The organism is Winogradskyella pulchriflava, assembly GCF_042434315.1.
In the GTDB taxonomy this organism is placed as follows: domain Bacteria; phylum Bacteroidota; class Bacteroidia; order Flavobacteriales; family Flavobacteriaceae; genus Winogradskyella; species Winogradskyella pulchriflava.
On the sequence record NZ_JBHLTQ010000005.1, the window covers coordinates 138,915 to 154,218 of the forward strand.

General features: G+C 34.1%; 11 protein-coding genes. All 11 read right to left on the minus strand.

Annotated features, from left to right (window positions below):
* Nucleotides 1-4: 4 nt before the first annotated feature.
* A complete protein-coding gene (locus ACFFGA_RS10075; RefSeq protein WP_386063330.1) occupies nucleotides 5-1,783 on the minus strand; it encodes an efflux RND transporter periplasmic adaptor subunit in 1,779 nt (592 codons plus the stop codon).
* Complete coding sequence (locus tag ACFFGA_RS10080) at nucleotides 1,770-2,255, minus strand: DUF305 domain-containing protein (RefSeq protein ID WP_106678902.1); 486 nt, start codon at nucleotides 2,253-2,255, stop codon at nucleotides 1,770-1,772. Before ACFFGA_RS10080 ends, ACFFGA_RS10075 begins: the two co-directional genes overlap by 14 nt.
* A gap of 26 nt (nucleotides 2,256-2,281) precedes the next feature.
* Nucleotides 2,282-3,073, minus strand: coding sequence for a cation efflux transmembrane domain-containing protein (locus tag ACFFGA_RS10085; RefSeq protein ID WP_027879802.1), 792 nt, complete (start codon nucleotides 3,071-3,073; stop codon nucleotides 2,282-2,284).
* A gap of 4 nt (nucleotides 3,074-3,077) precedes the next feature.
* Nucleotides 3,078-5,582 carry a heavy metal translocating P-type ATPase gene (locus ACFFGA_RS10090; protein ID WP_386063335.1) on the minus strand — a complete coding sequence of 835 codons (2,505 nt, stop codon included), beginning with the start codon at nucleotides 5,580-5,582 and terminating at the stop codon, nucleotides 3,078-3,080.
* 75 nt (nucleotides 5,583-5,657) lie between these two features.
* The gene (locus ACFFGA_RS10095; RefSeq protein WP_386063338.1) at nucleotides 5,658-6,167 is read right to left on the minus strand and encodes a helix-turn-helix domain-containing protein; all 510 of its coding nucleotides are present in this window, start codon (nucleotides 6,165-6,167) and stop codon (nucleotides 5,658-5,660) included.
* Between the two features lie 106 nt (nucleotides 6,168-6,273).
* Entirely contained in the window at nucleotides 6,274-6,600 is a 327-nt protein-coding gene (locus ACFFGA_RS10100) for a hypothetical protein (RefSeq protein WP_386063340.1), read from the minus strand.
* A 166-nt stretch (nucleotides 6,601-6,766) separates the two neighbouring features.
* Nucleotides 6,767-7,225 carry a heme-binding domain-containing protein gene (locus tag ACFFGA_RS10105; RefSeq protein WP_386063342.1) on the minus strand — a complete coding sequence of 153 codons (459 nt, stop codon included), beginning with the start codon at nucleotides 7,223-7,225 and terminating at the stop codon, nucleotides 6,767-6,769.
* Entirely contained in the window at nucleotides 7,226-7,834 is a 609-nt protein-coding gene (locus tag ACFFGA_RS10110; RefSeq protein WP_013868942.1) for a DUF3347 domain-containing protein, read from the minus strand.
* Between the two features lie 52 nt (nucleotides 7,835-7,886).
* Nucleotides 7,887-10,160: a multicopper oxidase domain-containing protein gene (locus ACFFGA_RS10115; protein WP_386063346.1), complete on the minus strand. Its 2,274-nt coding sequence runs from the start codon at nucleotides 10,158-10,160 to the stop codon at nucleotides 7,887-7,889.
* Between the two features lie 3 nt (nucleotides 10,161-10,163).
* Complete coding sequence (locus ACFFGA_RS10120) at nucleotides 10,164-11,399, minus strand: TolC family protein (RefSeq protein WP_386063349.1); 1,236 nt, start codon at nucleotides 11,397-11,399, stop codon at nucleotides 10,164-10,166.
* Nucleotides 11,396-15,142: an efflux RND transporter permease subunit gene (locus ACFFGA_RS10125; protein ID WP_386063352.1), complete on the minus strand. Its 3,747-nt coding sequence runs from the start codon at nucleotides 15,140-15,142 to the stop codon at nucleotides 11,396-11,398. The genes ACFFGA_RS10120 and ACFFGA_RS10125 overlap by 4 nt, the downstream gene beginning before the upstream one ends.
* Between the last annotated feature and the right edge of the window lie 162 nt (nucleotides 15,143-15,304).

A 15,304-nucleotide genomic window follows, 5' to 3' on the forward strand; every position in this document is an offset into this window, starting at 1 on the left:
ATTTTTATTCTATGACTTGTGTTACTTCTCCACAGGTTAACATGGCATCTCCAAAATAGGGATTGATTACTTTTTCTTCTTTACTCAACCAGTAAGCACCATTGTTATTATCTGCCATCGGACAAAATTCTACATACACTTTTTCCTTAACACCAAACAGTTGTACTGCATGTATTAAGTGTGATGATAAATGTTTGAAATGGTCTCTTTGTGTTTTTATATCAGAGGTTTCAGAAATAGATGTCGCAGTAGATTTGATGTCTCCTACTAAAGACATCCAATGGGTATGAGCTTTATTGTCTGATAATAATTTCATATCCACTTTACTTAAATTGTTTAATAAACTTGTGGCACTAGCTGAAGTGTTTTTTGAATCTTCTTTTACCAAAGCATTTTTCAAATGGATATAATCATTGTAAACAACTTTTAATTGTTTTTGAAATTTCTCCAATACTATCAATCTTTCGTTCATCTTTGTTTGGTCGCTTTCATTAATAGAAGTACTATTTTCCATTCCTAAGTGTCCTTCGTGACCAGTCAATACTTTGCCACCTTCTTTATTCATCATCGATTTTTTGCCTTGCAATTGTGCTGCCGCATCTACCGTAAATGTGCCGTTAGTCACGATTTCATTGCCAACAACTAAACCTTCCAAAACTTCGTATTCATCACCGATTTTATTACCTAAAACAATTTCACGCATTTCAAAAACTGGCTGATCTGGATTGGTTTTTAAATACACAACAGAACGCTCACCTGTCCAAAGTACAGCAGATGCTGGAATTGTTAATACCTCATCATTACTACTTGAAACTCGTTCAATATTGGCGGTTACAAACATTCCTGGTTTAAAAATGGTTTCTTTATTATTTAAAACCACACGTAAATCAACAGTACGAGTTTTGGTGTTTAAAATTGGATCTATAAAATCTACTTTTCCTTTAAACTGTTTATTAGGATAGGCATTGGTGATTATATCAACTTCTTGCCCTTTTTTGAATAGTTCAATTTGATTTTCATACACATCAAAATTTGCCCAAACCGTATTGAGATTTGCAATTTTAAGTAATGGTTGACCTTGTTTTATGTAATCGCCTTGTTCTACTAATTTTTCGGTAACAGTACCTGAAACGGTTGCATAAACTGGAAAGTTTTCTTTTACTTTTCCTGTTTCTTCAATCTGGTTGATTTGATTTTCAGAGAGTTTCCATAATTTCAATTTATTACGGACTGCTTTGTATAAAGCAGGTTGAGATTCTTTTAAAGAAGCTGCTGTGATTAATTCTTGTTGTGCTGCATAGAGTTCTGGCGAATAAATGGTTGCCAATAATTGACCTTTACGAACTTCTTCGCCTGTAAAACTCACATTCAAACGTTCAATTCTTCCAGCGAAATAACTTACCTGTACTGCATTGGCTTCTTCGTTTTCGGCAATTTTTCCTGAAAGTTTTATGATTCCATTTTCTACTAAACCATTACCAACCACCGTGGTTTGAATGTTTGCTAAAGCCATAGCATTAGTGGTTAATTTAAACTGATCTGCTGTTAAACCATCTGCTCCACTTTCGGCAGGAATTAAGTCCATCCCACAAATAGGACAATCGCCTGGTTCAGGCTGCATAATTTGTGGATGCATAGAGCAAGTCCACATTTGATTGGTTTGTTCAACTTCATTGTGATTATGGTCTGCTTCTTCTTTTGATGAACCACCGAAAAGCAACCAACCCAATAATAGACCAACTGCTAATAATCCTAAATAGATTAATATTTTATTTGTTTTCATTTTCTAATCGTTTTATCATTGCTTTCATTTCTTCTATTTCCTTGCGTTGTGCTTCAATAATATCTTCTGCCAGTTTTTTTACTTCTGGGTCTTTTATATCTGCTCTTTCACTTGTTAAAATAGCGATAGAATGATGCGGTATCATTGCTTTCATCCAAAGGACATCACCAATTATTGGTGATTGTGCTCTTACTAACCCCAAAGCCCCTATAAACAGAATAAAACTACCTGCAAGAATTGCTATGTTTTTCTTTCTATCATTATACATTTTTCGCATAAAAAACCACATTATTACTGCCATTGTTGAAATCCCTAAACACGTCATATAGAATCGTGTTAGACTAAACCATACGTGGTCTATGGAATAGGTGTTTAAATACATTGTGATGTACATTGCTACAAATGAGCAAGCCAACATTATAAAGAAGGTTTTGTAATTTCCTTTGTTTGAGTGTTCTTTTGAATTTTCCATATTTTTTGATTTTATAGTTAAACTTTTTACTTACTTAATTTTAATATCCTGAATGCACCTTGTATCACCAATCCAAATACAATGATTCCTATAATTAAATCTGGAATACCAGAATGCAGCCAATTGACTAAAACGCCTGCTGTAATTACGCCAAGATTTATTATAATATCGTTAGAGGTAAAAATCATACTGGCACGCATATGTGCTTCTTGACTTTTAGATTTTTGTAAGAGGTACAAGCAAATGCCATTTGCAATCAAAGCAAATACTGAAACTATAATCATTGTTGAAAATACAGGTAAAGCTTCATAGCCTAAAAATCTACGTATTACCTCAACGATTCCGATAATTGCAAGTGTTATCTGAAAATAGCCTGCATATTTTGCAATCCGTTTCTTTTTTAAAACTGTACCACCAACCGCTATTAAACTCAATCCGTAAACAAATGAATCTGCCAACATATCTAAACTATCAGCAACTAATCCCATTGATTTTGAAATAAGTCCTGTACTCATTTCGATAATAAAAAATGCAAAATTGATGATTAGAACTGTCCACAACAGTTTGGATTGACTCCTTGTAGATTCAGTAATAATTGTGTCTGTATCTTCTGAACTGATTAAACTTTCATTTAATTTTAATTCATTTAAGGCATTACCAATTTCATTTACATTTGAATTATGATATAGTGTTAAGATTCTTTCTTCTAAATTAAAATCAAGTTGTTTGATACCATCTATATCAGATAGCTTCATCTTAATTAGATTTTCTTCAGAAGGACAATCCATTTTTGATATTTTGAAAACTGTTTTCTGCATATAATTAAATGTTTTTTGTTCTTAATCGTAATGCGTTACCTATTACCGAAACCGAACTAAAACTCATTGCTAAAGCTGCTATCATTGGCGAGAGTAGTATTCCGAAGAATGGAAACAACACACCTGCTGCAATAGGCACACCTAAAGTGTTGTAGATAAGTGCAAAAAATAGGTTTTGCTTAATGTTCTTCATTACAGCATTACTTAAATTTTTTGCTTTTACAATACCGTGTAAATCGCCTTTTACGAGTGTTATCATAGCACTTTCTATCGCTACGTCTGTTCCAGTTCCCATAGCAATACCGACATCACTTTTAGCCAATGCTGGTGCATCGTTAATACCATCACCTGCCATAGCAACTACTTTTCCGTTTTCTTGTAATTTTTCTACTTCTTTGAGTTTGTCCTCTGGTAACATACTGGCTTTAAAATCTGCAAGATTTAGTTCTGATGCTACTGCTTGTGCTGTATCGTGATTATCACCTGTAAGCATTATAACATCAATCCCTTTATCTTGAAGTGCTTTAATGGCTTTAGCACTTGTTTCTTTTATCTTATCGCCTATAACTACATATCCAACGACGGTTTCATCTATTGACAAATAAGAAACTGTTTTACCCTGTTTTTGGTAAGATTTAGCTTCGTCTTTCATTGTCGATGTAACATCTGCTTTAGCATATTCCATCATTTTAGGATTACCTAATGTTACTTTTTTATCTTTTATTGTCGCTTCAACACCTTTTCCTGTGACTGCACTAAAATCTTCGGACTTTAAAATTTCTGTGTTGTGTTCTTTGCCATATTTAACTGTCGCTTCTGCCAAAGGATGTTCGCTATTGGTATTTAATGAAACGATGTATTGTAACACTTCTTTTTCGCTTAAAGCATCATTAAAAGCTCCAACGGTTTCAACTGTTGGTTTTCCTTCGGTAATTGTTCCTGTCTTGTCAACGATAAGCGTATTTACCTTATCCATTTTTTCAAGAGCTTCAGCATTTTTAATCAATACACCATTTTGAGCACCTTTACCCACACCAACCATTACAGACATTGGTGTTGCTAAACCTAAAGCACAAGGACAAGCAATGATTAGTACTGCAATTGCATTGACAAACGCATACACATAAACTGGTTCTGGTCCCCAAATAGACCATACAATAAATGTGATAATAGAAATAAGAACTACAACTGGCACAAAATAGCCTGAAACTTTATCTGCTAAATTTTGAATAGGTGCACGACTTCTACTGGCATCATTAACCATATGAATGATTTGTGATAATAAAGTGTCACTTCCTACCTTTTCTGCTTTCATTAAAAAGGATTGATTCCCATTAATGGTTCCGCTACTTACTTTATCTTCTTGAGATTTGTTTACAGGAATGGGTTCACCTGTAATCATAGATTCGTCAATGGTTGTTTCACCTTCGGTTATCATACCATCTACAGGAATTTTATCTCCTGGTTTTACTTTTAGAATATCATTAAGTTCTATCTCGTCAATACTGACTTCAACTTCTTCACCATCTACTATTTTTATGGCCTTATTAGGTGCTAATTTCAACAGTTCTTTTACTGCCGAATTGGTTTTACTATGGGCACGAGCTTCTAACAACTGACCTAAAAGCACTAACGTTAAAATCACAGTTGCTGCTTCAAAATAGACGTGAACTGCGCCTGATTCAGTTTTAAATTGTTCAGGAAATACATCTGGAAACAACATCCCAAATACACTAAATAACCAAGCCACACCTGCACCGATTCCAATAAGTGTAAACATATTGAGATTCCACGTTTTTATGCTTCTATAAGCACGCTCAAAGAACATCCACGTAGCGTAAAAGACAACTGGAATGGATAAAACAAACTGAATCCAGTTCCAATATTTCTGTTCCATTATATCGTACAACGGATTGTTATTGAGCATTTCGCTCATAGCCATTAAGAAAATGGGCAAGGTAAATGCTGTGGCAATCCAAAATTTCTTTAATAGCTTTTTATACGTTTTTTCTTCTGCTGAACTATCTGCTTCCATTGGCACTAAATCCATCCCACAAATAGGACACGAACCTGCTTCTTCTTTTACAATTTCTGGATGCATCGGACACGTCCATTGTTCCTTTGAAGTTGCTGATAGATTTTGTTCTTCCACCAAATCCATTCCGCAAACAGGACAATCGCCTGGTTTATCATAAGTTTTATCGCCTTCGCAATGCATAGGACAATAAAATGTGCCTGTGCCTTTCCCTTTTTGTTGCTTTTCCTTTTTACCTTTGGTATGATGATGATGATGTTCACCTTGATTATGGATAGTGTATCTATCACTATCTTTTTTTAAGGCTTCTTGAAATGTTTCTATAGGTATGTGTGATTCCATTTCTATGGTAGCTTCTGCCTTTTCTAAATCGACTGTTGCTTTTGAAACACCTTCTACTTTAGAGAGCGTTTCTTCTACGTGTGTTCTACAACCATTACAGGTCATTCCGTGTATATGATATGTATGTTTCATTTTTAAATATTTTAGAATTATTAGTCTAAATTACAATAACTTACCTTATAATATTATTCTAATTCTGGCTAATTTTTATACAATTTCATCCAAGGATTTTCTGTCTCCATATTGTAAGTTTTTATAATCTGTCATTGACATTCCAGTAACTTGTTTAAACTGTTTCGATAGATGACTACTGTTTTTATAGTTAAGGTTATAGGCTATTTCTGAAAAATTAAGCTGATTCAATTGAATATACTCTTTAGCTTTTTCTATTTTCAGGTTGATAAAATACTTTTCAAGTGTTATCCCTTCTGATTTACTAAACGTTTTACTCAATGTAGAATAACTTTTGCCTATTTCACTCTCAAGTTTACCAAGAATTTCATCTGTTTCATTTTTTTCAATATGCTGAATAAGATTAATTTTAATTTTTTCAATCAATGCCTTTGTAGGATCCTTAATCACTTCAAATCCTAAAGCATTCAACTGTGTTTCTAGCCGAACATAATCATCACTAGACTGTTCTTTAACAACAATTTTACCCAATTGTATAGATTCCACTTCAAAACCTTCATCATCCAACAAATTTATAATCGTCATTTTACAGCGATTACAGACCATATTTTTTATATGAAGAATATGATTCATTGTTTATTGATTCAATTTTTTAAATGAAGTATGTGAATGAATAATCTTCCAATCTCCATCAATTTTTTTTTAAAATTGAAGTTGCTACGCCTTTACTTTCAATGGTTCGTTCTTTTGTTCCTTTAGCTTCATCTGCCTTTAAAACTATCGTATACAAATAATTTTCAGTTGTATATGCATAGGGCAAACTTACATTTACATCAATCTGATAATCTGAAAATGTAAAACTTTTAAAATGACCAAGTTCTGGACCTAAATGACCATCTATATAATCTTTATAAGTTCCTTCTACTTTACCTTGCTCAAAAACGGTGGCATCTTGCGTAAAGAGTTGAAAAGTGCCTTCGGTTGTTAAGTTTTGAATGGCATTTTTATAAGATTTCATAATTTTCAACACTTCCTCTTTTTCATTTGTGGTGTCAACAACGACCTCTTTTTAAGTTTCGATAGTTGTATCTTGTTGTTTACTTTCTTTACAACTCACAATTAAAATCGTGAATAATAAGACAAATATGGGTGGTTTCATAATCGAATATTTTGATGTTTGACTTTTAATTATTTAAATTTTCTTTTAAATCTGACATATACTCTATGAGTAATTTCTTTTCGCTTTCAGACAATTTTGCATCTCTGTGTATTAACGTGTAAGAATCTAAAGGCATTTTATTGCCTTCTATTTGTTTTATAATTGAACGCAACTTGCTTGTTTTTCTTCGAATTGTTAATGAACCCCATTCACTAAAATTTAATTCTTTTTTGCCATCTTTAATATGTTCTTCTAAAAACCAAGCAACTGGTTGTATTTTATTATACCAAGGATATTTAGTGTTGTTACTATGGCAATCATAACAAGATACTTGCAACTTATTTTTTATATTATTTGGCACATTATTTACCAACATAAAATCGGTTACTGGTACAATATCAGTGTGGTTACTTTCTGTGGGAATAAATTGTATTCCCATAAAAGCGACCAATAAAATCAGCAATATGATTTTAACAGTTTTCATTTAGTTAATTTCTCTTTGTACTTTTCCGCACTTCAGCATTTTACTACCATAATAAGGGTTACGTACTTCTTTATTCATACTTAACCAAGCACTTCCTTTTTCATACATTGGGCAATATTGCTCATATAATTTATTAGAAGCACCTGTTATCGCAACCATATCTATAATATCTTTACTTAAAACCTTAAAGTGTTCTCTTTGGTGTGCTATTGGGCTTTTGGATATATGCTCTGCGTGTTCTTTGGCATCCAAAATAATATCCTTTAATTCTAATTTTTGAGCATCCGTATATTTAGAAACATCTAAATTTTCTAAACTTTTTTCTAATGAAGCACCTATTTTTTTTGCCTTTGCTTCATCATCTACAACTAAAGCATCTTTTAGATTAAAATAATCTTTAAGTATAATTTCGGCATTCCCGTCTTGATTGCTATTCATTGCCATTTCTTTTTTATCACTATCGTGATGACCATCGCTATTGTCGTGATTCATTTCTGTATTATGACCTTCATCGTTGTTATGTTCTTTTTTTGCGTCTTTACAAGACATTGCTGTTAGGCTTATAAAAGCCATTACCATAATTGTTGTTACTAATTTTACTTTTTTCATTTTGACTTACTTTTAAGATTAATATTTGTTTATATAAAATTGTTATGTATTATTAGAATCGAACTAATAGTCCGCCTCCCCAGCCATATTTATTATTGTAATTCCCTTGAATTGAAAAATTTCGAGATAAGATGTACGATGCTCCAATTAACCATTGAGTTTCACCTTCATAAGAATTGTTGTTTTCTAAATCATTGACCCATCCAAAATCCGCTCTATACTCGTATTCTCCTTCGAGAAAAATTCTAGGAAAAATCAATAGTTCTCTGTCCAAACGTATTCTTGGGCGCAGTTGATGGTCCATACTCACATCCACATTAAATCTGTAAGGCGTGAAATATTTAACTCCAACTAATCCTACAGTATTAAATGTATCATAAGAATTTGGTGTAGAAGTTTCAGTATTTACACCTGCATACACACGTACCCAATCATTGAGATATCTGTTATAATTTACTTCTATCTCGGCATTTTGGTTATAATCAAACTCGGCACGTAGTCCAAATTCGTTACGAATGTTGCTTGACATCAATAAAAGTTCATTAAAGTTTGAACCTACACGTGCAGCTCCCCAAGAGTAATAATGGTCAGTTTCATCAATTAGTTTTTGAACTGGATAAGGTTTCATCCTTTCATCGCGTGGTGTATCATAGCTAAATACTCTTGCCATACCACCCATCATATGATATAACACGTGACAATGAAAGAACCAATCACCATATTCTTCGTTATAAAATTCGATGACCACTTTTTGCATAGGTGGTACATTGACGGTATGTTTTAATGGGGAACGTTCGCCATTTTCATTGATGACCCTAAAGTAATGTCCGTGTAAGTGCATTGGATGATGCATCATTGTTAGGTTATTCAAAGTAATTCTAGTAACCTCTCCACCTTTAATTTTAATTTTGTCTGTTTCCGAAAGTGGTATGCCATTCAAACTCCAAACATAACGTTGCATATTACCTGTTAGATTAAGTAAAAGGTCGGTTACAGGTATGTCTGCCTTATAAGTCGTGTTTTCTTTTGCCTTTAAAAAATCATAATTGAAATAGGTTTTACGTGTGTCATAATTAAATGAAGTGGTGTCCTTTTGCATCATCTTATGATTCATTGGCATCACATCCTTTTTCATTTCCATATTCATTTCATTCTCCATCTGTCCATCTTTCATATCCATATTCATCTTCATCCCATATTTCTGCATTAGGACTTCTGGTGTGTTACTGTTTTTATTTCCTACTAAAGCAGGTGCACCCATCTTCATATCCATTTTTGCCATTTGCTTCATCATAGCTACTTTATCTGGTCTGTCTATAACTGTTGCTGGATACAGTTTTCCGCTACCTAAACGAATGGACATATTACCAGAACCATCTTGTGCTGTTGCGGTAATTTCCAATGTGCCTTCTGGAATGGTTACAACCACATCATAGGTTTCGGCAATTACAAAAAGAAATCGGTTTTTATATTTTGGTGTTACATCCACACCATCACTCGCTACAATCATCGGGTTACCACCACCAAAATCCATCCAATAATAAGATGAAGCAGATGCATTAATAAAACGTAGTCGTACTTTTTCACCTGTTTTAAACTCTGGATATTCTGCAACTTTTTTACCATTGGCTAAAAACGCAGGATAGTAGATATCTGCAATATCTGCACCTTCCATTCTATCGCGCCAAAATTTGAATTGTGCGCCTAATGCATCTTCTTTTATAACTCTGCTTAATGGTACCGCTGTTCCTTTTTTAACCTGATACCACTCATTTCCTCGTTTAAGGTTTCGCAGTACATTTATTGGTTTTTCATTTGTCCAATCGGAAAGGACTACGACTAAATCCTTATCATAGTCCAAGGTCTTTTCTTTAGGATGAATGACTATTGAGCCATAAACTCCTTTTTGCTCTTGCAACATCGTGTGGGAATGATACCAATATGTGCCAGATTGGTTTATAGGTATTCTATATTGAAATGTAGTGTTTGGTTTTATAGGTGGCGTAGTTAAATAAGGTACACCATCATAAAAATTAGGAAGTATTAAACCGTGCCAATGTACAGAGGTTTCTTCATCCATTTTATTAGTTACGTTAATAATAGCGAGGTCACCTTCATTAAATTCTAATGTAGGACCTGGAATTCCACCATTAATTGTCATTCCTTTGGCGGTTACACCTGAAAGAGTTATTTCATTTTCTTCTATAGTAAGGTTATACTCTTGTATGTTTCGGCCTTCTTCTTTTCTATCTTCACCATTTGTACCAACTTGGGCAAATGCCATTGAAGTTAGAAACAAGAGAAATATTGTGTTAAATGTTTTCATTGTTTACTGAATTAAATAATTAATGATTGTACTTTGCACATAGTAGGTCTTCACAGATTCTATTTGGTTCATTTGAAACTTTAGCTGCAACTCTTGAATATCTAAAACATCATTAAAATCTATCGTTCCTGTTTCGTAGCTTTTGATTAAAATATCTTCTGCATCTTTAGCTTGCTTTAAGTTTTTTGTTTGAGTAGCATAACTTATTCTTGCAGAAATGCGTTCGTTATTTGCTTTGTCTAAAAGCGTTTCCAATGCATTTAAACGTTCCTGTTTTTGAGCAGTAATTTCCTGCTGTTGCAAATCATTTTGTTTGGTTTGGGATTTATATTTCTTATTGAAAATTGGGATAGATACCGAAACCATTGGCATTACAATATCCTTTCCGTTATCGCTGAAATCCATATTTGGTCTTTCAGCAACATTGATGTAATCTAATCCGAAACCAATCATTGGACTACTTTCTTTTTGATTCAATAATTCTGATTGCTCTATGGATTGATAGAGTTTATCATATTTTAGTAATTCAGGATGTACCGATAGATTTTCAGTATTGATTTCAAAATCTTCAATCGGAATTGTTAAGCTATCTACCACAGTAACTACAACATCATTTTTCCTATTCAAAAGGTTATTAAAATTAGTTCGTTCTGCTAAAAACTGTTGTTGCAACACGTCTTTTAATTGCTGTAAATCGTTTTGTCGCATTTGCAAACGCAATACATCTACTGCTGACGCATTACCAACCTCTACTGAAGTCAACGCCATAGTTTCATAGGTTTTTAATAGTTGGATATTTTGAGCTAATACGTCTTGTTTGGCTTTATTGGCGTATAAATTATAATAGGATTGTGATACCGAAGCCATTAGTTTTCGCTTTGCGATGACAATGTCTTCGTATTTAGCATCTGCCACTGAACTCACGTAATTTTCTCTCGAAGTAATAGTCCCAAACCACGGTAACATTTGTTTAGCAGATACTTTAAAGCGTTGTGCACCTGTTCGTGTTTCTGGCTCACTCACAAAATAACCAACACCAAATTCGGTATTAGGAATGGTGTTGACCTCGTTTACCTTTTCGGAAGCTCTTTTGTATTGTAACTCAAACTTTTGAATTTCTGGATTGTTTGTTAAGGCTTCATCGATAAGTATTTCTAATTGTTGAGCGTTCGCAAAAAGACTCAAGAAACAAGAGCCAAGAGCCAAGACGATTTTTATTTGTATTGATTTATATTTCATTTTGATGTTCTTTTAAGTTGAACTTCTGCTTTCCAGCTATACAATACTGGTACAACAAACAAAGTGATTAAGGCTATAAGCATTCCACCAAAACTTGGTATTGCCATAGGTATCATTATATCGCTTCCTCGACCTGTAGAGGTTAATACTGGTAATAATGCTAAAATGGTCGTTGCTGTTGTCATTAAACAGGGTCTGATACGTTTTTCTCCTGCTTCCACAACTGACGCTCTAATTTCCTTTTTATTCTCTGGTGAATTTCTATCGAATGTTTGCGTTAAATAGGTTGCCATTACAACACCATCATCGGTTGCAATACCGAAAAGTGCAATAAAGCCTACCCAAACAGCCACACTTAAATTAATTGGGTGCATCTGGAATAAATCACGCAGGTTTTCCCCAAAGAAATTGAAGTTTAAAAACCAATCTTGACCGTAGAGCCAAATCATTAAAAAACCACCTGCAAAAGCTACTGCAATCCCTGTAAAAACCATTAAGGATGTACCGACTGAACGGAATTGGAAATACAGAATTAAAAAAATGATGGCTAATGCTAAAGGCACTACAACGGATAAGGTTTTTTCAGCTCTTAACTGATTTTCATAGCTTCCTGTAAATTGATAGTTAATACCTTTTGGCACTACCAATTCACCATTATTTATTTTTTCTTGAATTAAGGCTTGGGCATTTTCTACCACATTAACTTCTGCATAACCATCTAGTTTATCAAACAACACGTAACCCACTAAAAAGGTATCTTCACTTTTAATCACTTGTGGACCTTGCTCATAACGAATGGTTGCCAATTCGCTTAAAGGTACAGGACTACCTTTTTCAACAGGCACGTAAATTTGTTGTAAGTCGGTTGGGTTTGCTCGTAATTCTCTTGGATAACGTACACGAACACCATAACGCTCACGACCCTCAACGGTTTGGGTTAATGACATACCACCAACAGCTACTTTTAATACGTTTTGCACCTCTTCAATACTTACACCGTAACGTGCAATTTTTTCTCGGTCAATATCGATAAGTAAATACGGTTTACCTACAATACGGTCTGCAAAAACGGCTTCATCCTTTACACCTTCAGCTTCTTTTAAAATGGTTTCTAACTGCATTCCAAACGCTTCAATTTCTTTTAAATCTTGTCCTTTTATTTTGATTCCCATTGGTGCACGCATACCTGTTTGTAGCATTACCAATCGAGTTTCAATAGGTTGTAATTTTGGTGCTGATGTGACACCTGGTAATTTGGTAACTTTTACAATTTCGTTCCAAATATCGTCTGGTGATTGTATTTCTGGTCGCCAATTACGGTAGAACTCGCCATCATCGTCTGGAATGAGTTGTTCTTTTGCTTTAAGAGATTGCCACGCTTCACGCTGTTCCGCTCGCAATGACATTCCGTTTTTTAACACATATTCACCATCATCATTGACTTTATAGCGTTGGCGTACTCCGTTTTCATTCAGCATATATTCTGGTTTATACTGAATGATATTTTCATACATCGACAAAGGTGCTGGGTCTAACGCTGATTCTGTTCTACCTGCTTTACCAACTACGGTTTCAATCTCTGGAATACTGGCTACTGCCATATCCAATTGCTGTAAAACACGTTTATTTTCTTCCACGCCAGAATGAGGCATCGAGGTTGGCATTAGTAGAAATGAGCCTTCATTTAATGAGGGCATAAACTCTTTGCCTGTATTTTTCATAATGAAAAAACCTGCAATTACAATAGCCGTTGGTACAGATAAAAACAATAACTTATTATCTAAACACCACCTTAAAATACGTGTGTAGTATTTTATAAATAATGAGAAAACACCTAATAAACCAAAGCAAATAACACTCACAAAAATGAGATTCCAAAAAATGCTTTTATCAACGCCTAATGGTCTCCAATATTCGGCTAACAAGAATACAATAGCTGATACCGAAATAATGATATTGATAAGATTAGCTTGCTTGTCTGTTATCTTACTTTGAAGATTGAGAAATGCTGTAATCCCAAACGCAATTAAAATTAATCCTAACCAATATCCATAGACTATGGCTACGATTCCCAATGCTATTAAAACACCATTTAAAACATATTTAAAAGTGTTTTTGATGTTTTTCTTTCTGAATAAAAATGCAGCAAACGGTGGAATTAAAAACAACGCTACTATTATAGAAGTTGTTAATGCAAAAGTCTTTGTGAAGGCTAATGGTCTGAATAGTTTTCCTTCCGCTCCAATCATTGTAAATACAGGAATGAAACTGATAATAGTTGTCATAACTGCGGTTACGATTGCACCAGACACTTCAGCTGTTGCGTTATAGACTACTGTGTTTATGGGTAACTTTTTATGAGATTCCTCGTCGCTCGTTCCTTGCTCTGTCGGAATGACATTTTCGTTTTCATCCAAATGCCTTATAATGTTTTCTGATAGTATGACACCTACGTCGACCATTGTACCAATAGCAATAGCAATACCTGATAATGCCACAATATTAGCATCAACACCAAAGAGTTTCATCGCAATAAACACCATTAAAACCGCTACTGGTAAAAGTCCAGAAATTAGTATGGAAGCTCGAAGATTAAATACCATAATGATAATTACCAGGATGGTAATTAAGATTTCTAAAGTCAATGCTTCATTGAGTGTACCTAAAGTTTCTTGTATCAGTTCTGTTCTGTCATAAAATGGGACTATTGTTACTTGGGAAGTTCTACCATCCGCCAATACTTTTGAAGGTAATCCTGCACTTAATTCATTAATCTTCTCTTTCACATTATTGATAACTTCCATTGGGTTTGCGCCATAACGAGCCACCACAACAGCACCAACAACCTCTGCACCTTCTTTATCTAATAAACCACGTCTTGTTGCAGGACCTAATGAAACTTTACCAATATCCTTTATCCTAATTGAAGTATAATCTTCTGAAGTGACTACTGCATTTTCGATGTCTGAAATGGATTTCACATAACCCAAACCACGCACTAAATATTCGGCTTGGTTAATTTCCAAAGTCTGTGCACCAATATCCTTATTACTTTCCTTAACCGCTTTTACAACGTGATGCAATCCAATATTATACTGACGCATTAGTTCTGGATTTACGTCCACTTGATACTCCTGAACATAGCCACCAATAGAAGCAACCTCTGAAACACCACTTGCAGAAGATAGAGCATATTTTACATAGTAATCCTGAATACTGCGTAACTCTTGCAAATCCCAACCACCAGTTACATTTCCGTTTTCGTCACGACCTTCTAAAGTGTACCAAAATATTTGTCCTAATCCTGTTGCATCTGGACCCAAAGCAGGATTAACACCTTCGGGCAATAAACCACTTGGTAAGGAATTAAGTTTTTCGAGAATACGACTTCTACTCCAGTAAAATTCTATATCCTCTTCAAAAATGATATAGATACTTGAAAAGCCAAACATAGAGGAACTACGAATGGTTTTTACTCCAGGAATACCCAATAATGATGTGGTTAATGGATAGGTAATTTGGTCTTCTATATCTTGTGGCGAACGTCCATCCCATTTGGTAAAAACGATTTGTTGGTTTTCGCCTATATCTGGTATGGCATCTACAGCAACTGGATTACTTGGTAAGAAACCAGTATCCCTATTGAAAGGTGCATTAACCGTTCCCCATCCTACAAAAAGGACGAGTAGCAGAACTGCTACGAGTTTGTTTTCTATTAAAAATTTGATGCTTTTATTGAGCATTGGCTTTGATTATTAAATAGTTAGACATTGGTTTGATACCTAATAAACTTCAAAATAATCGATTGAATTAGTTTCTATTTCCTTTATATTTCAATATAAAATAGAACCGTAACTTTGGCTATGCTTATATTTCCTATTTCATCTAAAGAAAATATAATTCAA